Source organism: Shinella sp. S4-D37 (genome assembly GCF_040812195.1).
GTDB lineage: Bacteria > Pseudomonadota > Alphaproteobacteria > Rhizobiales > Rhizobiaceae > Shinella.
In genome coordinates this window covers 2,976,201-2,995,000 of record NZ_JBFNXL010000005.1, presented here as the reverse complement: position 1 = coordinate 2,995,000, position 18,800 = coordinate 2,976,201, and the positions used below count along the sequence as shown (strand labels likewise).

12 protein-coding genes, 1 tRNA gene, 2 rRNA genes and 4 pseudogenes are annotated in these 18,800 nt (G+C 62.4%); 11 read left to right on the top strand and 8 right to left on the bottom strand.

Annotation, left to right across the window (positions count from 1 at the left end; genetic code table 11):
• Positions 1–496: 496 nt before the first annotated feature.
• The 3 genes from AB3G45_RS22175 to AB3G45_RS22165 all read left to right on the top strand — a co-directional run bounded on the left by AB3G45_RS22175 (position 497) and on the right by AB3G45_RS22165 (position 3,840).
• Positions 497–3,294, top strand: a 23S ribosomal RNA gene (locus AB3G45_RS22175).
• Between the two features lie 247 nt (positions 3,295–3,541).
• Positions 3,542–3,656 (top strand): 5S ribosomal RNA (rrf, locus tag AB3G45_RS22170).
• 107 nt (positions 3,657–3,763) lie between these two features.
• Positions 3,764–3,840, top strand: a tRNA-Met gene (locus AB3G45_RS22165).
• Here AB3G45_RS22165 and AB3G45_RS22160 read toward each other — a convergent pair.
• Together AB3G45_RS22160 and AB3G45_RS22155 are read right to left on the bottom strand one after the other, a co-directional pair.
• Positions 3,819–4,271 (bottom strand): hypothetical protein, encoded by a 453-nt coding sequence (locus tag AB3G45_RS22160; RefSeq protein WP_367832603.1) that lies wholly within the window; start codon positions 4,269–4,271, stop codon positions 3,819–3,821. The two genes, AB3G45_RS22165 and AB3G45_RS22160, sit on opposite strands and share 22 nt — an antisense overlap.
• Before the next feature lie 274 nt (positions 4,272–4,545).
• Positions 4,546–5,661 (bottom strand): P1 family peptidase, encoded by a 1,116-nt coding sequence (locus AB3G45_RS22155; RefSeq protein WP_367832602.1) that lies wholly within the window; start codon positions 5,659–5,661, stop codon positions 4,546–4,548.
• 112 nt (positions 5,662–5,773) lie between these two features.
• Between AB3G45_RS22155 and AB3G45_RS22150 the strand changes: the two genes are divergently transcribed.
• From AB3G45_RS22150 to AB3G45_RS22130, 5 genes are all read left to right on the top strand, one after another.
• The gene (locus AB3G45_RS22150) at positions 5,774–7,279 is read left to right on the top strand and encodes an ABC transporter substrate-binding protein (RefSeq protein ID WP_367832601.1); all 1,506 of its coding nucleotides are present in this window, start codon (positions 5,774–5,776) and stop codon (positions 7,277–7,279) included.
• Positions 7,280–7,412: 133 nt separating this feature from the next.
• A complete protein-coding gene (locus AB3G45_RS22145; protein WP_367832600.1) occupies positions 7,413–8,351 on the top strand; it encodes an ABC transporter permease in 939 nt (312 codons plus the stop codon).
• Positions 8,348–9,169, top strand: coding sequence for an ABC transporter permease (locus tag AB3G45_RS22140; protein ID WP_367832599.1), 822 nt, complete (start codon positions 8,348–8,350; stop codon positions 9,167–9,169). The genes AB3G45_RS22145 and AB3G45_RS22140 overlap by 4 nt, the downstream gene beginning before the upstream one ends.
• Positions 9,166–10,782: a dipeptide ABC transporter ATP-binding protein gene (locus AB3G45_RS22135; RefSeq protein ID WP_367832598.1), complete on the top strand. Its 1,617-nt coding sequence runs from the start codon at positions 9,166–9,168 to the stop codon at positions 10,780–10,782. Before AB3G45_RS22140 ends, AB3G45_RS22135 begins: the two co-directional genes overlap by 4 nt.
• 31 nt (positions 10,783–10,813) lie before the next feature.
• On the top strand, positions 10,814–11,755 hold the full coding sequence (locus AB3G45_RS22130; protein WP_367832597.1) for a MurR/RpiR family transcriptional regulator: 942 nt from the start codon (positions 10,814–10,816) through the stop codon (positions 11,753–11,755).
• Between the two features lie 96 nt (positions 11,756–11,851).
• On the opposite strand, the pseudogene AB3G45_RS22125 reads toward AB3G45_RS22130, so the two are convergent.
• The 5 genes and pseudogenes from AB3G45_RS22125 to AB3G45_RS22105 form a co-directional block, all read right to left on the bottom strand.
• Positions 11,852–12,094, bottom strand: a pseudogene (locus tag AB3G45_RS22125) (IS110 family transposase); the annotation flags it as partial.
• Positions 12,092–12,237, bottom strand: a pseudogene (locus AB3G45_RS22120) (IS630 family transposase); the annotation flags it as partial. The pseudogenes AB3G45_RS22125 and AB3G45_RS22120, both read right to left, overlap by 3 nt.
• Before the next feature lie 161 nt (positions 12,238–12,398).
• Positions 12,399–12,774 (bottom strand): annotated as a pseudogene (locus AB3G45_RS22115) (transposase); the annotation flags it as partial.
• Positions 12,775–13,147: 373 nt separating this feature from the next.
• Positions 13,148–13,639 (bottom strand): cytochrome b, encoded by a 492-nt coding sequence (locus AB3G45_RS22110; RefSeq protein WP_367832596.1) that lies wholly within the window; start codon positions 13,637–13,639, stop codon positions 13,148–13,150.
• 59 nt (positions 13,640–13,698) lie between these two features.
• A complete protein-coding gene (locus tag AB3G45_RS22105; protein WP_367832595.1) occupies positions 13,699–14,169 on the bottom strand; it encodes an EF-hand domain-containing protein in 471 nt (156 codons plus the stop codon).
• A gap of 171 nt (positions 14,170–14,340) precedes the next feature.
• Here AB3G45_RS22105 and AB3G45_RS22100 point away from each other — a divergent pair, with 171 nt between their 5' ends.
• The 3 genes from AB3G45_RS22100 to AB3G45_RS22090 are packed head-to-tail and all read left to right on the top strand — an operon-like array spanning position 14,341 to position 17,631.
• Positions 14,341–15,075 (top strand): response regulator, encoded by a 735-nt coding sequence (locus AB3G45_RS22100; protein ID WP_367832594.1) that lies wholly within the window; start codon positions 14,341–14,343, stop codon positions 15,073–15,075.
• On the top strand, positions 15,075–16,469 hold the full coding sequence (locus tag AB3G45_RS22095) for an ATP-binding protein (RefSeq protein WP_367832593.1): 1,395 nt from the start codon (positions 15,075–15,077) through the stop codon (positions 16,467–16,469). Before AB3G45_RS22100 ends, AB3G45_RS22095 begins: the two co-directional genes overlap by 1 nt.
• A 58-nt stretch (positions 16,470–16,527) precedes the next feature.
• A complete protein-coding gene (locus AB3G45_RS22090) occupies positions 16,528–17,631 on the top strand; it encodes a branched-chain amino acid aminotransferase (RefSeq protein ID WP_367832592.1) in 1,104 nt (367 codons plus the stop codon).
• Positions 17,632–18,398: 767 nt separating this feature from the next.
• On the opposite strand, the pseudogene AB3G45_RS22085 reads toward AB3G45_RS22090, so the two are convergent.
• Positions 18,399–18,617, bottom strand: a pseudogene (locus AB3G45_RS22085) (hypothetical protein); the annotation flags it as partial.
• Positions 18,618–18,800: the final 183 nt, after the last annotated feature.

Sequence of the window (18,800 nt, the reverse complement as noted above, 5' to 3'; positions counted from 1 at the left end):
CGAATGGCTGTGCGCCTGTTCTGCATACATTGTGAAGAGAAGATTGATCTGGAGGCTTCCAGGTGTTTTGGGTTTTTGACCCAAGGCGTCCGAGACCTTTCCCGGTGAACCTTTCGATGGCCTAGCCGGCCGGAGATTGGTGAGGGATTGGAGGAGGAAGGAAGCTTGTCGCTCTAGATCGTTCGTTGTTGGCAGCCTTGTGCTGCTTCTGACGGGTGATCGGATTACTGTTGTCTAACCGCACGGTACCGGATTTGATCTCGAGAAGCTGGTCTTAATGACAGGCTGCAAGCGAGCTGCTCGGCGTAGCTCCAATAAAGCGGTCTGTCGAACACGTCGATGGCATCATTGATCGGATTGGGTTGTAAAAGGTAGCCCGATCTTTGGGTCTGGCACATGCGGCTTGTCCGTATGGTCAGATTTGGAACCCCCTGAGCGCAAGCGAAGGGGCAAGGAATTCCAAATCCAATAGATGGTGAGCATAGACAATGAGAACGATTAAGTGTCGTAAGGGCAATTGGTGGATGCCTTGGCATGCACAGGCGATGAAGGACGTGATACGCTGCGATAAGCCGTGGGGAGCTGCGAATAAGCTTTGATCCATGGATTTCCGAATGGGGAAACCCACCTTAAATGCTTGGAGAATTTAAGTTGTACTTCGGTACGGCTTAGGTTTCCAAGCATTGAAATAAGGTATCTTATCCTGAATACATAGGGGTAAGAAGCGAACGCAGGGAACTGAAACATCTAAGTACCTGCAGGAAAGGACATCAACCGAGACTCCGTAAGTAGTGGCGAGCGAACGCGGACCAGGCCAGTGGCAATGCTGAATAAAGTGGAACGGAATGGAAAGTCCGGCCTCAGCGGGTGATAGCCCCGTACACGTAGAACAGGCATTGTCCTTGAGTAGGGCGGGACACGTGAAATCCTGTCTGAACATGGGGAGACCACTCTCCAAGCCTAAGTACTCGTGCATGACCGATAGCGAACAAGTACCGTGAGGGAAAGGTGAAAAGCACCCCGACAAGGGGAGTGAAATAGAACCTGAAACCGGTTGCCTACAAGCAGTTGGAGGGCGCAAGCCTGACAGCGTACCTTTTGTATAATGGGTCAACGACTTAGTGTGTCGAGCAAGCTTAAGCCGGTAGGTGTAGGCGCAGCGAAAGCGAGTCTGAACAGGGCGTTCAGTTCGACGCATTAGACCCGAAACCGAGTGATCTAGCCATGAGCAGGTTGAAGGTTGGGTAACACCAACTGGAGGACCGAACCCATATCTGTTGCAATAGATCGGGATGACTTGTGGCTAGGGGTGAAAGGCCAATCAAACTCGGAGATAGCTGGTTCTCCGCGAAATCTATTTAGGTAGAGCGTCGACCGAATACCCTCGGGGGTAGAGCACTGGATGGGCTATGGGGACTCACCGTCTTACTGATCCTAACCAAACTCCGAATACCGAGGAGTACTAGTCGGCAGACACACGGCGGGTGCTAACGTCCGTCGTGAAAAGGGCAACAACCCTGACCTCCAGCTAAGGTCCCCAAGTCATGGCTAAGTGGGAAAGGATGTGAGGATCCCAAAACAACCAGGATGTTGGCTTAGAAGCAGCCATCATTTAAAGAAAGCGTAACAGCTCACTGGTCTAAATAAGGGTCTTTGCGCCGAAAATGTAACGGGGCTAAAGCCATGCACCGAAGCTGAGGATTTGCAGTTTACTGCAAGTGGTAGCGGAGCGTTCCGTAAGCCTGCGAAGGGGTATCCGTGAGGAGCCCTGGAGGTATCGGAAGTGCGAATGTTGACATGAGTAACGATAAAGAGGGTGAGAGACCCTCTCGCCGAAAGACCAAGGGTTCCTGCTTAAAGTTAATCTGAGCAGGGTTAGCCGGCCCCTAAGACGAGGCGGACACGCGTAGTCGATGGGAACCACGTTAATATTCGTGGGCCTGGTGGTAGTGACGGATCTCGTATGTCGTACATCCTTATTGGATTGGTTGTGCGGCGAAGAGGTTCCAGGAAATAGCTCCACCGTATAGACCGTACCCGAAACCGACACAGGTGGTCAGGTAGAGCATACCAAGGCGCTTGAGAGAACTCTGCTGAAGGAACTCGGCAAATTGCACGCGTAACTTCGGAAGAAGCGTGACCCCATTTTACGCAAGTGGAGTGGGGTGGCACAGACCAGGGGGTAGCGACTGTTTATCAAAAACACAGGGCTCTGCGAAGTCGCAAGACGACGTATAGGGTCTGACGCCTGCCCGGTGCTGGAAGGTTAAGAGGAGAGGTGCAAGCTTTGAATCGAAGCCCCAGTAAACGGCGGCCGTAACTATAACGGTCCTAAGGTAGCGAAATTCCTTGTCGGGTAAGTTCCGACCTGCACGAATGGCGTAACGACTTCCCCGCTGTCTCCAGCAGAGACTCAGTGAAATTGAATTCCCCGTGAAGATGCGGGGTTCCTGCGGTTAGACGGAAAGACCCCGTGCACCTTTACTATAGCTTTACACTGGCATTCGTGTCGGCATGTGTAGGATAGGTGGTAGGCTTTGAAGCGCGGACGCCAGTTTGCGTGGAGCCATCCTTGAAATACCACCCTTATCGTCATGGATGTCTAACCGCGGCCCGTCATCCGGGTCCGGGACAGTGTATGGTGGGTAGTTTGACTGGGGCGGTCGCCTCCGAAAGAGTAACGGAGGCGCGCGATGGTGGGCTCAGACCGGTCGGAAATCGGTCGTCGAGTGCAATGGCATAAGCCCGCCTGACTGCGAGACTGACAAGTCGAGCAGAGACGAAAGTCGGTCATAGTGATCCGGTGGTCCCGCGTGGAAGGGCCATCGCTCAACGGATAAAAGGTACGCCGGGGATAACAGGCTGATGACCCCCAAGAGTCCATATCGACGGGGTTGTTTGGCACCTCGATGTCGGCTCATCGCATCCTGGGGCTGGAGCAGGTCCCAAGGGTTTGGCTGTTCGCCAATTAAAGCGGTACGTGAGCTGGGTTCAGAACGTCGTGAGACAGTTCGGTCCCTATCTGCCGTGGGTGTAGGAATATTGACAGGATCTGTCCCTAGTACGAGAGGACCGGGATGGACATATCTCTGGTGGACCTGTTGTCCTGCCAAGGGCATAGCAGGGTAGCTATATATGGAATGGATAACCGCTGAAGGCATCTAAGCGGGAAACCAACCTGAAAACGAGTATTCCCTTGAGAGCCGTGGAAGACGACCACGTTGATAGGCCGGGTGTGGAAGCGCAGCAATGTGTGAAGCTTACCGGTACTAATAGCTCGATTGGCTTGATCGTTCTCATTGTTCATGCTCATCAGCGCAGCATCGCTGCACTGATGATGCCGATCTTATGTCCTCACGGGCGCACCGCGATCTCACGATCGCTGCCCTGCGGACGGCGCGCCAGACGATTGGCGACGCGCTCTGCGCTTGCGGCCCCCGGCCGAAGGCGTCTGGCAAGGTCAAACAAGACGTGTTCACAAAATTAAGACAAACGAAGGCTCTGCCTTCTACCAGCTTCTCAATTGATTGCCCTTAGCCGACCTGGTGGTCATGGCGGGGTGGCCGCACCCGTTCCCATTCCGAACACGGCCGTGAAACGCCCCAGCGCCAATGGTACTTCGTCTCAAGACGCGGGAGAGTAGGTCGCTGCCAGGTCTGCTAAAGGCAATCAACAATCTTCTCCAAACAAACGTCGGCCCAAGCCGAAAGCGGGCCGCCCTCAAAGCGGCCCTTTTGCGTGATAAGCAAAAACAAAACAATAACGCGGGGTGGAGCAGCCCGGTAGCTCGTCAGGCTCATAACCTGAAGGCCGCAGGTTCAAATCCTGCCCCCGCAACCAGCTTTACTTGCGACTTGCCCGCCCCTTGGGCGGGCTTTTGCGTTTTTACCGATAGCGTCAGGATCCCAGCGAGATCGCCACGAACGTCGATTTCGATCTTTCCGTCGACCGGCGTCAGGATGATGGTCTTGACCAGCGTGCGCAGAACCTCGGCCGCCTCGGTCCTCGTCGCCCCGCAAGGCTTCGTGGAGCTGCTGGACGCGCTTACGATATTGCAGCGCCATGTTCGGATGCAGAAGGGGAGGCGGTTCATCCGCTTCGGCGACGAACAGCACAAATTCCTTTTTACGCTGTTCCAGCGTCACCATTTTCGCGTTGATCGCGTCGGCCGCGCTGCCCTTGAGGATCAGGTTGAGTAAGGTGTCGAGTTCCCGGTCGATCTTCGCAATCTGGGCCTCGGCCGACGCGATGCTGGCGTCGCTTTTTGCCATGCTCGTCTCATATTGGTCCAATGGCAGATTCACTGACACCCGAACAACGTAGTGTGGGTGAGGCGAGGTCGCTGTGGGCTCTTGTGCCGATTACGCTATCGCGATCAGGGCGCGAGTCAGATTGAAGCACCTCATTCTCCTGATCCCATGCTGGGAGGGCCATAGAGCCGATCCCGACGAGAAGCGCGGACCCGCGAACGATGTCAAATTCCGATGACGTTGGAAGCTCGATGGCGCTTGACCTCAAGGCGCCGAATAGAGAAGAGCGCCATTTTTACCCAGCCCGTCCAATCTTCATGAGATCCATGAGGCGTTGCGGGTCGATCGCCCTGCAGACCCGGCTGTTGCGCGGTTTGAGGCAGGTCATGTCCTCCGCGGCCAGCATGGCGTTGAGGACGGCTTCGTTGACCGCGTTGACGGTGGCGAGATAGACGGGGTCGAGCCAGTTGTCCGGGATCGCGGTCATGGTGCGGGGTGCGGCGGCGAGGGCGCGGCGGGTGAAGCTGTTGGCGGTGCTGAAGGCGAGGAAGATGTCGCCGGAATTGTTGCCGCCGGGGCTGCCGCTGCGGCAGATGCCAATGCCGCCGCGCTGGGCGAGCCGTTCGAGCTGGTTGGGCAGAAGCGGAATGTCCGTGGCGATGATGGCGATGATCGAGCCTTGCTCGCCATCGAACATCCGGTCTTCCCGAAGATGCCGGCCGATCGGAACGCCAAGCACCGTCAGCCAGTCGCGCAGGCCATAATTGGCCTGGACCAGAACGCCTACGGTGTATTCCCTGCCGCCGAGCTGTACGATCTGCGAGGCAGTGCCCGTGCCGCCCTTGAATTCATAGGCGATCATGCCGGTTCCGCCGCCGACATTGCCCTCCGCAATCGGCCCTGAGATCGCGGTCGTGATGGCCTGCATGGTGTGCTCTTCTCGCACGTGCTGGCCATTGATGTCGTTTAACAGGCCGTCATAGGTCTCGGCGACCACGGGCATGGCCCAGACATGATCAGGCAAAAAATCCTCGGCATGGTGACGGATCATCCATTTGGTGGCGGCAGCGTGTACCGCGCCGACGCTGTGGGTGTTGGTTAGGCAGATCGGGCCGGAGAAATGGCCGGCATGGCGGATCCAATGGCTGCCGGTCATCTCACCATTGCCATTGAGTGCGTGGATGCCCGCCCAGACGGGCCGCAGTTCCCGCGAATGTCCGCGCGGTAGGATTGCAGTCACGCCGGTCCGTACCGGACCTTCGCCGACCTTGAGCGGCCCATCGCCTGACATCAACGTCGTATACCCCACAGCAACACCCGGAACGTCGGTGATCGCATTCCAGGCGCCAGTCCGCCCCTGGAATTGTAGCCCGAGTGCGCGACCGCGCTGCTTTGTACCCTGTGTCTCCATCGCGTCTTCCTTTCGTAAAGATAATTTTATAACATTGATTGACACAAACGTTATAAATACACCAGTATTAAATTCGCCGGCCGGAAAGGCCGTGCCCAAAGGGGGAAATCACATGAAACGGAACTCCATCACCTTGGCTTGCACACTTGTTGCCGCGCTGTTGTCGCATCCAGTTGACGCAGCCGATCTCATCCGCATCGGGTCGCCCTACGTCACGACGACCCTCGACCCCGTCCGCTCGACGGCCGCGGGCAATATCGAAGCCTTCGGCCAGCTCTATGCCCGGCTTCTGCGCCGCGACGAGACCGGTGTCGTCCAGCCGGGCCTTGCCAGCGAATGGACCATTTCCGAGGATGGGCTGGAACTGGTCTTCAAGTTGCGTGCCGCGAAGTTCTCCAACGGCACGCCGATAACCGCCGAGGACGTGGCCTTCAGCCTGACGCGGGCGATGAAGGATGAGAAATCCGTCTACGGTGCAACGCTTGCCGCTGTCGAAAGCGTGAGCGCCGAGGATCCCGGCACGATCAGGGTCAAACTGAAGCATCGCTTTGCCCCGATCCTCGACAATCTCGAAGTCTTCAATGCCGGCATCGTTTCCAAGGCCGATGTCGAGGGGCGGGGAGAAAAGGCTTTCAGCGACAATCCGGTCAGCTCCGGCCCCTATCAGGTGCGCGAATGGCGGCCGAACGATCGGTTGATCCTTGAACCGAACCCGAATTACTGGCGGGAAGGGTATCCGAAGAACGACGGCGCCGAGTTTATCGAGGTCGCGAACTCGAATACCCGCGTGTCCATGCTGATGGCCGGCGAACTCGATGCGATGCGTGAGGTGCCGTGGGCGCAGCTCGAAAGCGTCGGCGCGCACGAGAAGCTGCGCATGGCGCTGGAGCCCTCGACCGTCATCTACATGACGTTGCTTAACGAACGCCGCCCGCCCTTTGACAATATCAAGGTGCGGCAGGCCGCTGCCCATGCGCTGAACGTGCCTGCCATCACCAAGGCAATGACCGAAGGCCACGCCGCGCCGGCCAACACGACGCTGCCCGCCGCCCTCGACCATCACGCCAGGGACCTGCCCGCCATCACCTACGACCCGGCGCTGGCACAGACGCTGCTTGCCGAGGGTGGCTATGACGGCAAGGAGCTGACCATGCTGATCTCCTCCAATGCCGATGCGGAAAAGCTCGCGACGCTGCTTCAGGCGCAATGGGCAGCGGTCGGCCTCAAGACGAAGATCGAGAAGGTCGATCGCGGCGTGTGGTGGGAGCGCGTGCCGGCAGGCGAATACGACCTGGCGCCGAGCTGGTGGTACAACGAGACCTCCGATCCGGACCTTGCCGTGCGCTGGGCCGTATGCGGAACGTGCGGCACGCACAGTTTCCACACCTACTATGACAATGCGACGGTGAACGAATTGACCGAGCAGGCCGTTCGCGAACTCGATCCGACCAAGCGCGGCGCACTCTACCGCGAGATTCAGAAGATCTCGACCGAAGAGGTCGCGCAGATCCCGCTCTACTACCCGCCCTATGCCAACGCCTATGCCAACGCGGTCGACGGGCTGACGCTCAGCCCGTCGCTGCAATGGTCGCTGGAAGAGGCCGTTCTCTCGAAATAGAGCACTTCCAGCCGGGGCGGCAGCGCTTCGGCGTAGGATGATGCACGAAAAACAACAAGCTAGGGCGATTTCGGTGAAACAGGGTTCACCGAAATCGCCCCAGGTCGCATGGCAACGACTCGATGGAGATCGCATGGCCTTCCTTGCCGTATTTGCAAGACGGCTGGTTTCGACCATCCCAGTGATGATCGGTATCAGCCTCGTCAGCTTCCTGCTGGTGCGCCTGTCGCCGGGCGATCCGGCCCGGCTGCTGCTCGGCGACCGGGCGAGCGAGGCGGCAGTGGCGCAATTGCGCGACCAGCTCGGCCTCAACGATGGCCTGATCGAACAATACACCGGCTATCTCGGCAATCTCGTGAGCGGCGACCTCGGTCATTCCCTGCGTTTCCAAAAGCCGGTGGTCGACCTTATCGGTCAGTTCCTGCCGCCGACATTGTTCCTCGTAGGCTATGTGCTGGCGATCAGCATTCCTTTGACGCTGGCGCTTGCCGTGCTTGCGGCGCGCTATCACAACCACTGGCTCGACCAGTTGATCCGCTTCGGCGCCATTGTCGGCATGACCTTTCCTGTTTTCTGGCTGGCGCTGATGATGGCGCGGTATTTCGGCGTGGAACTCGGCTGGTTCCCGGTCAGCGGCTATGGCGAGGGTTTCCTCGGCCATCTAAGGCATCTCTTCCTGCCCGCCGTCAGCACCGCCATCTGGCTCGTGCCGTTGCTTTTGCGCAACCTGCGCGCCACGCTGATCCAAGAAATGGAGGCCGACTATGTCGTCGCCGGCCGCTCGAAGGGCCTGCCGGAGGGCACGAATTTCGTGCGCCATGTGCTGATGAACTCGCTGATCCCGACGCTGAACCTGCTCGGCGTCATGCTGGCCTATCTGATCGGCGGGGCGGTGGTGGTGGAGATCGTCTACGCGGTGCCCGGCATCGGTACGCTGATGGTCAACGCCGTGCTCGGGCGCGATTTCGCCGTCATCCAGGGCCTCACCATCGTCTATGCGTTGCTGACAGTATCGATCACGCTGCTCGTCGATGTGCTCTCCTCGCTGATCGACCCGAGGTTCAAGCTATGACGGCCGCCGCCTTCCTCGCCCGCAATGGCGCGCTCGAACTCACGCTCGGGCTCTTCGTTCTATCGCTTTTGCTCGTGCTGGCAGTTGCCGCCCCGCATGTCTCGCCGTTCGATCCGAACGCTATCGATTTCGAGGCACTGTTGGCCGCGCCCTCCGGCCAGCACCCGTTCGGAACGGATCATCTCGGCCGCGACGTCTTCAGCCGCACGATCCATGCGATCCGCATCGACCTGTGGATGGGGGTCGCGGGGGTTGCCGCCCCGCTGGTTTTCGGCACGCTCGCTGGCCTGGCTGCGGGCTATTTCGGCGGATGGACGGATGCGATCCTCGCGCGCCTCATCGACGTGACGGTCGCCTTCCCGTTCTTCGTGCTCGTCATCGCCATCGTCGGCATCATGGGGCCTGGGCTGACCAACTATTTCATCGCCCTGGCGCTGGTCGGCTGGGTGTCCTATGCGCGGCTGGTGCGTGCGCAAGCCGCGATCCTGCGCGACAAGGATTATGTGCAGGCGGCAAGGGTCCTCGGCTACTCCACGCCTGTCATCCTTCTGCGCCACGTCATGCCCGCCACGCTGTCGGTGGTTCTGGTTTATGCCACCACGGATATCGTGATGATCGTTCTGGCCGGGGCGAGCCTCGGGTTCCTCGGTCTCGGCGTCCAGCCGCCGACGCCGGAATGGGGGGCGATGATCGCCGAAGGTCAGCCCTATGTGGTGGATGCGTGGTGGATCTGCCTTTTCCCCGGCCTTGCTGCGATCCTCATGGGCTTTGGCTTCGTTCTTGTCAGTGATGGGCTCGGAAGGATGTTGAAATCATGAGCGATACGACCATTCCCCTGCTGTCCGTCGAAGGGCTCGGCGTTTCCTTCGGGGCGCTGCGCGTCGTGCGCGATGTTGCCTTCACGCTGATGGCGGGCGAAGTGCTCGGTATCGTCGGCGAAAGCGGTTCCGGCAAGTCGTTGACCTGCCGGGCGCTGCTCGGCCTCCTGCCGGACCAGGCTAGAGTTTCGGGGCGCGTGCTTTTCGGCGGCCGAGATCTCCTTGCCTGCACGCCGCAGGAGATGCGCGCCGTGCGCGGGCGGGAGATGTCGATGATCTTCCAAAATCCCGCCTCCCACCTCGATCCGCTGCGCACCGTCGGCCATCACGTCGCCGAGCCGATCCGCCTGCATGGCGCGGCGCGCGACATCGAGGCGCGTGCCCTGGAGATCCTGCGCACCGTCGAGATCAACGAGCCGGAAAAGCGCCTGCGCGCCTATCCGCACGAACTTTCCGGCGGCATGAAGCAACGGGTGATGATCGGTGGGGCCATCGCCTGTGCGCCGCGCATCCTGCTCGCCGATGAGCCGACGACGGCGCTCGACGTGACCGTGCAGGCCCGCATCCTTGATGTGCTGCGCGATCTCAACCGCCGGCTCGGCCTCGGCGTGATCCTTGTTTCGCACGACCTGGCGGTGGTTGCGGAAATGTGCGACCGGGTCGTGGTCATGCGGCAGGGCGAGATCGTCGAAGCAGGGTCGACCCGCGACGTTCTTCACGCGCCGCGTCATGATTATACGCGGCTGCTCATCGCCTCGCAGCCGAGCCGGCTCGATCTGCCGGCAATGCCGGGACCGACGGCTGCCGCGACGCCGCTTTTTTCCATCCTCGCCCTCAGTGTCACCTACCATCCAGGCGGCGTGCTGCAACGCCGCAATGGCGCGGTGCAGGCGCTCTCGGACGTGTCGCTCGATATCCACCGGGGCGAATGTTTCGGCATCGTCGGCGAAAGCGGCTCTGGAAAGAGCACCATGGCCAAAGCGCTGATGCGGCTTGTCACGCCGTCGGCGGGGCAGATGTCGTTTGCCGGCGAGGATATCCACCGTATGAAGGGGGGCGCGCTTGCCGCCTATCGCCGCCGGGTGCAGATGGTCTTCCAGAACCCGTTCGATTCCCTCAATCCGGCGATGACCGTCGTCGACGCTATCGCCGAACCCTTGCGCCGGCACGGCATTGCCGGTGCGGCGGAGGCGCGGCGCCGCGCGCTCGACATGATGCGACAAGTGGAATTGCCGGAAACATTCGCCCACCGTCGCCCTCGGCAGCTTTCGGGTGGCCAGTGCCAGCGGGTCGGCATCGCCCGAGCGCTGATCCTCGATCCCGAAGTGCTGGTGGCCGATGAGATCACCTCGGCACTTGATGTGACGATCCAGGCGCAGATTATCCGCCTCCTCGTCCGCCTGCGGCGTGAGCGCAACCTGACGGTGATCTACATTTCGCATGATCTCGACGTGGTACGCAAATTGTGTGACCGCATCGCCGTCTTCCGCGCGGCGCGCCTCGTGGAGGTTGGCGAGACGGCGCGCGTTCTCGATCGTCCGGAAAGCGAATATACAGCGTTGCTCCGTGATTCCGTACCACGTATGCAGGTCAAGGACGGAGCGGATGCATAACCTCCGATGGCAGAGCGACCGGGAGAAGAGCATGGGTGCCGATGATGGCGAACGCTCCGGCAAGGGCGGCCGGGAAACGGATCTCAACACGTTCCTCGAACGTGGCCTTGCTGGCGAGGACATGGGGTGGTCGCGGTCCGGCCGCATGATCGCCTCGCACTTGCGCGACAACTGGGACCGCCTGCCCTACGAGACCGGCGCCTCGCTTGCCGCTGCGCTCGGACTGAGCGAAATGACGGTCATTCGCTTCATTCGCCAGCTCGGCTATGCAAACCTCAAGGATTTCAAGGAGGCGCTGAAGCCGACGGCCGGCGCGGAGGCGGCGAGCATGGGCAACGTCTTCAAGCGCCTGCAACTCGATCCGCTGGAGGAGCGCACGCTGGAGAAGAGCCTCAAGCGGGAACTGGAAGCCGTCACCGAGGCCTACAAGCTGACGACGCTGCCGCGTTGGCGCCATTGCGTCGAGACGATTGCCGATCCGCAGTTCGTCAGCGTCGTCGGTTTCCAGGCTTCGCGTGGCCTTGCCATCGATTTTTCGAGCCGCCTGCAATATGTCCGCCCGAAGGTACGGTTTTCCGAGGACCATGCTGGCGTCTTCGCTGAAATCCTTGATATGTCCGGCGAGAGCCATTGCCTCGTGCTGGTCGATACCCATTCCTATGCGCGCAAGGGCGTACTGCTTGCCGAGAAGGCGCGGGATGCGGGCATGCCACTCGTCATCGTCACCGACAAGTTCTCCAACTGGGCATATGAATATACCGACCTAGTGCTTCAGGGCGAGACCTTCGTCGAGACGTTCTGGGATTCCTCGGCGAGCCTGACGGTCATCCTTAACTTGCTGATCGATTCCATTGCCCAGCGGCACAGCAAGACCGTGCAGTCGCGCACCGAGCGCATGCGGGAGCGCGGGCAACATTTTGGCGAGTTTGATCAGCGCACCTCGCAGCACAGGGCAAGTCCCGGCCGGAATTGACGGCTATCGCTCCAGAGGATGGGTGCTTCATCGATCACCTCGCCGACGGTCCGGTGATCATTCAAAGACGAATACGGCACCTGGAACACATATTGCAACGCCCGGCACCGTCATCAAGCGCGTGCACACTACATCGTCCCGCGCAATATCGAGAACCTTCCGGTGCAGTCATGAGAACTCCTCGCGCAGCTTCCGCCTGGCGGCAAGCAGCGGATCCATGATGATGGCCAGATCAGACATATCCTCCACCAGCTCGTGAATGCGGTCTTCGAACCTGGCGGCTCCGACTACGCCGACCTTCAAACCGAAGTTGCGCAGCAGGCCACGGATGTCGTTTTCTCTGCGCCCGATAGACATGATGGGCCAGGGTTGGGTTTCGAGCTTTCGCCAGGCGTGGCAGCAGTGATGGACGATGTCTTCGCAGGACTGTCGCGCATGAAGTGCCAGAGGTTTTCGACCGGGTTCAGCTCCGGTGACTCGGGGAGGCCATCGCCGGCTTCACCCTTCCCTTCGGCTTCAACGAAGTCCTTTGCGGCCTGCCGTGCAAGCACGCGAACGAGTTCGACAAGGCGGGGATCGGGCTTCGTCGGATCGTGGACTACGGCGCGCGGCTCGCCGTGTTCTCCGGCATGGGCCTGGCTGATCAGCGTGCCACGGCTGGCAAGTTGATGAGCGGATCATCGCTCATCTGACTGATGGTTTCCAGCGTCATGTATCTGGCCCGCTGCACCGCCCATTCATCGTTCTGTTCGAGCAGCAGCGCGCCGACGAGACGGACGATGCGCCGTCGTTGGGAAAGATGCCGACGACCTCCGTGCGCCGCTTGATCTCGCCGTTAAGGCGCTCGATGGGGTTCGGCTCCGCCTCGGATGTGCCGATCTCCATGCCCAGCCCCTCGCGCCGGCCGTCTGCGTTGACGCCGACGGCGAGGATGACGGCGACCGAGACGATGCGCCCGCCGCGGCGCACCTTCAGATAAGCAGCGTCGATCCAGGCCAGTCGCCTTCGATGGGCCGCGTGGCTTCCTCCAGCCAGGCGATGGCGGTCTTCAGCCTGGTATCGTCGGTGGTGCTGTCGCGCTCGAACTCTTGCGCGGCTTCTTCCCGCACGATCTCGCCCGGTGTGGCGACGACGGCGCCGCGATGCTTCGCCCGCGTATCCAGCCGGCGCAACGTCGGGCGAGATCAGCACCAGGGCCGCGTCGCCCATGCGGATCTGGTCGAGCGCGGCATGGCGCTCCGGCAGCGAGAGAAGCCCGTTGGTCGTCACGCAGCCGCTGATCCCGTGGCGTGCAAGGCTGCGCATCAGGGATGTGAAGCCTTGTCGAACTCCAACAGGCAGCATTCCTACGGCGCGGAAATAATGTATGGCTCGCCCGTTGTCTGGTCGAGGTCAGCCGGCCGGCCGGAGCATCCGTGCCATGACGTTGTTCTTCAGGACGATGTGGTGGAAGGGCACCGCCAGCATGTGGAGAACGATCAGGGCGAGAAGCGCCACCTTCAGGACGTTGTGGGCCAGCGCCGCGCCATGGATAGCGCCGAACCAGGCGGCAAGGCCGCTGATGGAGAGGGCGGCGAGCACCGCATAGAAGCTCCAATGCGCCACCTGCGAGACGACCTTCAACGGGCCGGGCTCGTTTTCCGGCGGCGGCGGTGCGCCGTGCCTGAGGCGCAGCAGCACGCGCCAGGCGACGAGGACGAGGATCAGCCCGCCGACGGCGATATGGGCGAGGATCAGCGGCTCGAAGGCGAAGGCCTGGCCCTGCCGGACGAGCCCCCATGCGCGCGAGATCGCATCGTTGAAAAGATACTGCCCGGCCACAAGAACGGCGACGGCCCAGTGCAGCACGATCTGTGTCGGTGAATAGCCCCTCGGCTCGTTCATTTTCCTGTCCTTTCCCATTGTCGGGGCGGGAGCCGGCGCGGCTCCCGTCTCTGGTTCCGTCACGGCTTCGGCCCGTCTTCGGGGGCGGCATCCCGCCAGGCCCGCATATGCGCCATCATCTTCACCGGAAACGCCATTTCCTCGGCGCTGATCGCCTTGTCGCCGTCCGCGTCGAGCATGGCGAACGGCCGCGCGGCGAACCCCTTGCTCACCTCGGCAAGCAGTGCCTCGAATTCCGTCGCGGAAAGCTTGCCGTCGCCGTCGGCGTCGTGCTTGCCGTGCAGCGCGGCGATGCCGGCTTCGGCTTCCGTCGTCGTCACGGTGCCGTTGCCGTCGGCGTCGAACGACTTGTAGACGGGGTTCTCGCGCAGGGCCTGCATGCCCATCGGCCCCATGGGGCCATGGCCGCCCATCCGCATGCCGTGGCAGCCCCAGGGGCCGGGGCCGCCGGCGAGGGCGGGAATGGCGAATGCGGCGGCCGTCGCGGTCAAGGCCACGGCGCTCAGGGTCAGGATCGTCTTGCGTTTCATCTTGTCGCCTCATCGGTTCGGTGTTTCGATGGGGCGAGGATGGACGGACCGTGTCGCAGAAGGTTGCCGGAGGATGCGCCGATTGTATCGGTCTGTCGCAGAAGCCGGTGCGTGCGACGGGCTGCGACCGAATAGTTTTCACGCCGCCCGCTTCCCGCGCTATAGGGACTCATGAGCGAACTGGGCCGAACTCCGCACATCCTCGTCGTCGACGACCATCGCGAGATACGCGATGCTGTGACGCGCTATCTTCAGAAGAACGGACTGCGCGCGAGCGCCGCTCGCGATGCGGCCGACATGGAGGCCCAGCTGAAGACGGGCCGGTTCGATCTCGTCGTTCTCGATGTGATGATGCCGGGCGAGGACGGCCTTTCGGCCGCGCGCCGCCTTTCAACATCCGGCGGGCCGCCGATCCTGATGCTGAGCGCGCTCGGCGAGGAGACCGACCGGATCGTCGGGCTTGAGATCGGCGCGGACGACTATCTCGAGAAGCCGTTCAACCCGCGCGAGCTCCTGGCGCGCATCAAGGCGATCCTGCGTCGCGCCGACAGGCCCGAGCCGCTCGCCGGCCAGGTCGGCGGCCGCAGGCTCGCCTTCGCCGGCTGGATCCTCGACACGGATACGCGGGTGCTCGCGCGCGCCACCGACGGCGGGAAGGTCGCGCTGACGACCGCCGAGTTCAAGCTGCTGACCGCCTTCCTCGAACGCCCGCGCTTCGTTCTCACCCGCGACCAACTGCTCGACATCACCAGCGGGCGCAGCGCCGATGTCTTCGACCGGACGATCGACAACCAGGTGAGCCGCCTGCGCCGGAAGATCGAGGACGATCCCGCCCGCCCGCAGATCATCGCCACCGTCCGCGCCGGCGGCTACAGCCTTGCCGCCGACGTCCGCGAGGTGACGTGATGCGCCTTGCTCCTCGCAGCCTGCTCGGGCAACTGGCCCTGCTCATTCTCGGTGCCTTCGTCACGGCGCAGGTCATGAGCCTCTGGCTGTTCGCCGACGAGCGGGGTGCGGCGTTGCGCGCGGCAAATCGCTTCGAGACAGCCGACAGGACGGCCGCAGTCGCCCGCGCGCTCAAGGACACGACGCAAGCCGGTGCGGGGAGCATCCTTGCGGCGGTCAATTCCCGTCTCGTGCGCTTCGACCTCGGCGAGAGGCCGTTGGTCGATGGGCAGGGGACCACCCAGGAAACGGTCCGCAGCCGGATTGTCGAGCGCCTCGACAATCCGCTGGAGGTGCGCGTCGAGGATGTCTTCGTCCCCGTGCATGGCCACCGGCCGATGCCGGCCCCCTGGCTGCGGGAGCGTATGCTGGCGGCCGGCATCGGTCCCCTCGAACTCAGGATTTCCGTGCGCCTCGCCGAGGGCCGCTGGCTCAACGTCCGCTCCCGTTTCGAGCGGCCGAGGCTGCAGGTGCCGCCGGTCGTCCTCGGCACCATGGTGCTCTCGCTGTCGCTGCTGATGGCCGCCCTGTGGCTCGGGATCAGGCGGATCACGGGGCCGCTGCGCAGGCTCGCCGCCACGGCCGACGCCTTCGGCCTCGATGGTGCGCCGCCCGCCATGCCGCCCGAGGGCCCGCGCGAGGTGCGCGCACTTTGCGAGGCGCTGGCAAGGATGCAGGGGCGACTGTCGGACATGATCGCCGACCGGACCCGCATGCTGGTGGCGCTCGGCCATGACCTGCGCTCGCCGATCACCGCGCTCAGGGTCCGCGCCGAGATGGTGGACGACGAGGAGACGCGCGAGCGGATGGTCGCGACGCTGGACGAGATGCGGGAAATGGTGGAGGCGACGCTGGCCTTCGCCCGCGGCGTCTCGCGGGACCAGCCGATGGAGGAGACGGATCTTGCCGCGCTTCTGGCGGATATCGCGGGCGAGCTTTCCGAGACCGGCCCGCCCGTCGTCTTCACCGGCTCCGGGCCGGCGGTGACGGCCGTGCGCCGCATGCCGTTTCGGCGGGCGCTGCGCAATCTTATGGAAAACGCCCAGCGCTACGGCCGCGGCGCGCGTGTCGGTGTGAACGGCGGCGGCCGGACGCTTGAGATCACGATCGACGACGACGGGCCGGGTATCCCCCCCGGGGACCTGGAGCATGTCTTCGATCCCTTCGCCCGCCTGGAGACGTCGCGCTCGCGCGAGACGGGCGGCATCGGGCTCGGGCTTTCCATCGCCCGGGCGATCGTCAGGGCGCATGGCGGCGAGATCGGCCTGTCGAACCGGCCCGAAGGCGGCCTGCGCGCCACGGTCACGCTGCCGCTTGAGAGAAACTTTGTCGGCATAGGCTCGGTGAACGCTTGAAGATCAATGGGTAAAGCGGCAAAGTCAGCGCCTATCGACCCGATCTGAAAGAGACCCTATGCCAGCCGGAAGCCCGAACCTTTCCTTTATCATAAAGACGAACGCAAATCCTCTCCCGGAGGCGGAGCGCGAAGCAGCCTTTGCAAATCTTGGCTTCGGCACGCTCTTCACCGACCATATGGCGATCATCCGCTGGAGCGCCGACAAGGGGTGGCATGGAGCCGAGATCGTGGCGCGTGGCCCGATTGCGATGGATCCTGCCTCCAGCGTCCTCCACTATGCCCAGGAGATATTCGAGGGGATGAAGGCCTACCGCACGCAAGACGGTCACGCGGTGCTGTTTCGCCCGGAGGAGAACGCGCGTCGCTTCAGGGAGTCGGCGCAGCGCATGGCGATGCCGGAACTGCCCGAGGCCGATTTCATCGCGGCGGTCGACGAGCTTGTCCGCATCGACGCGAAGTGGATACCGCAGGGCGACGGGAGCCTCTATCTGCGTCCCTTCATGTTCGCCAGCGAAACCTTCCTCGGCGTGCGTTCGTCGAGAGAATACATCTTCTGTGTGATCGCCTCGCCGGTCGGCCCCTATTTCAAGGGCGGCGCGAAGGCGGTGAAGATCTGGGTTTCGCAGAACTACACCCGCGCGGCCCAGGGCGGCACGGGCGTCGCCAAATGCGGCGGCAACTATGCGGCAAGCCTTGTCGCACAGGCGGAAGCGAGCGCCGAGGGTTGCGACCAGGTCGTCTTCCTCGATGCGGCCGAGCATCGCTGGGTGGAAGAGCTCGGCGGCATGAACATCTTCTTCGTCATGGATGACGGCTCGCTCCTGACCCCGCCGCTCGGCGGGACCATCCTCCCCGGCGTCACCCGCAAGTCGCTGATCGCGCTTGCCCGCGACAAGGGGCTGACGGTGAGGGAAGAGCTCTATTCCTTCGACCAGTGGAAGGCGGATGCCGCCTCCGGCCGCATGAGGGAGGCCTTCGCCTGCGGTACGGCGGCGGTTGTCGCCGGCATCGGCACGGTGAAGTTCACCGGGGGCGAATTCATGATCGGGAGCGGTGAGACGGGGCCTGTCACGTCCGAGATGCGCGAGGCGCTCGTCGGTATCCAGAAAGGCCAGCGCGACGATCCCCACGGTTGGGTCCACACCGTTACGAAGGCCTGACGTAAAAGGGTATGCGGGACTGCTTCGGGATGGCTGGCGGATATCTCCGCCAGCCATCGCCGTTTAGAGAATGCCGGCGAGGATGCCGATCCCGGCCACGGCCGCCGCGTTCACCCGCGGTGCCGGAGAAACTGCCGTGACGAGCGCTCGTTTCGAAGGCGGGAAGTGCAGTCGGATAGACTGGGGATTTTCTGTTCATTTCGGTTTGCGTTCGCCGAAGAATTATCCAGGGCAACGGGCTTGGCCGCCCCGCGCCTTTCTCATAACCTAGCCATGCCGACATGGAAATTCCACGTCTCGTGGATCGCTTCGTAATACGCTTTCGAGCTGGGGCCTGGAGGCGTGTCGTACCTTATGCGATAAGGCGTAGCCTCGGCTGACCTGCCGACCCGTGCATCGTGGTGTCGCCAAGGGGCATCTCAAATTCACCTACCAATTGCGCGAGTGCCGCCGATTCAGCCGAGAGGCGATGCGTGACGGCGGTGCTTTCCTCGACCATGGCGGCGTTTGAAAGGCCGGGAAAGAGATGAAAGTCCTGCATCACGAGGCCGATATGGGCCGCGCGGAAGGCATCGCGCCTGCCGGTGGAAAGGGAGCTGAGATCGGTCTTTCCCCAGGAGGCGGAGCCGCTTGTCGCGGTTTCGAGCCCGGTGACGTGACGGCGAGCCGTCCGCCTGCCGGAAGGTGCGGGCGGGGAATGGAGAGCACCGGCGCGGCAAGGCCGGGAAAACGCATTTCCAGGGCGGAGATTTCGAGCGCCAGCATGGTCAGACCGTATCGAACGCGGCGTCGCGAAGCCGCAACTGGCTGCGGAAGCCGGTCTGCGGATCGGTCCAGGCGCCGTATTCCAGCACGCCATGCGCCTCGATCGGCGCGTTGTACTGCACGAAGGTCTGCCCTTCGGCGAGATAGACGACGAGGATGTTGTCCGGCCAGTCCGCATCCGAGGAGCAGAACGGGCAGAGCGACATTGGGATTTCCGTCAGGGCGATGCCCTTGCCCGTGATGTCGAAAGCCGAGCCGTGGATCGGCTCGAACATCGAGGGGAAGCGGGCTGATCCCGCGGCTTTTGGCCGGCAACCTCGATCTGGCGCTGGTCCGCCCGGGCGTGCGCCCGTTCCGCCGGCGCCTTGCCGGGCATCTGCTGCTGCATGAGACGCCGGTGGGCG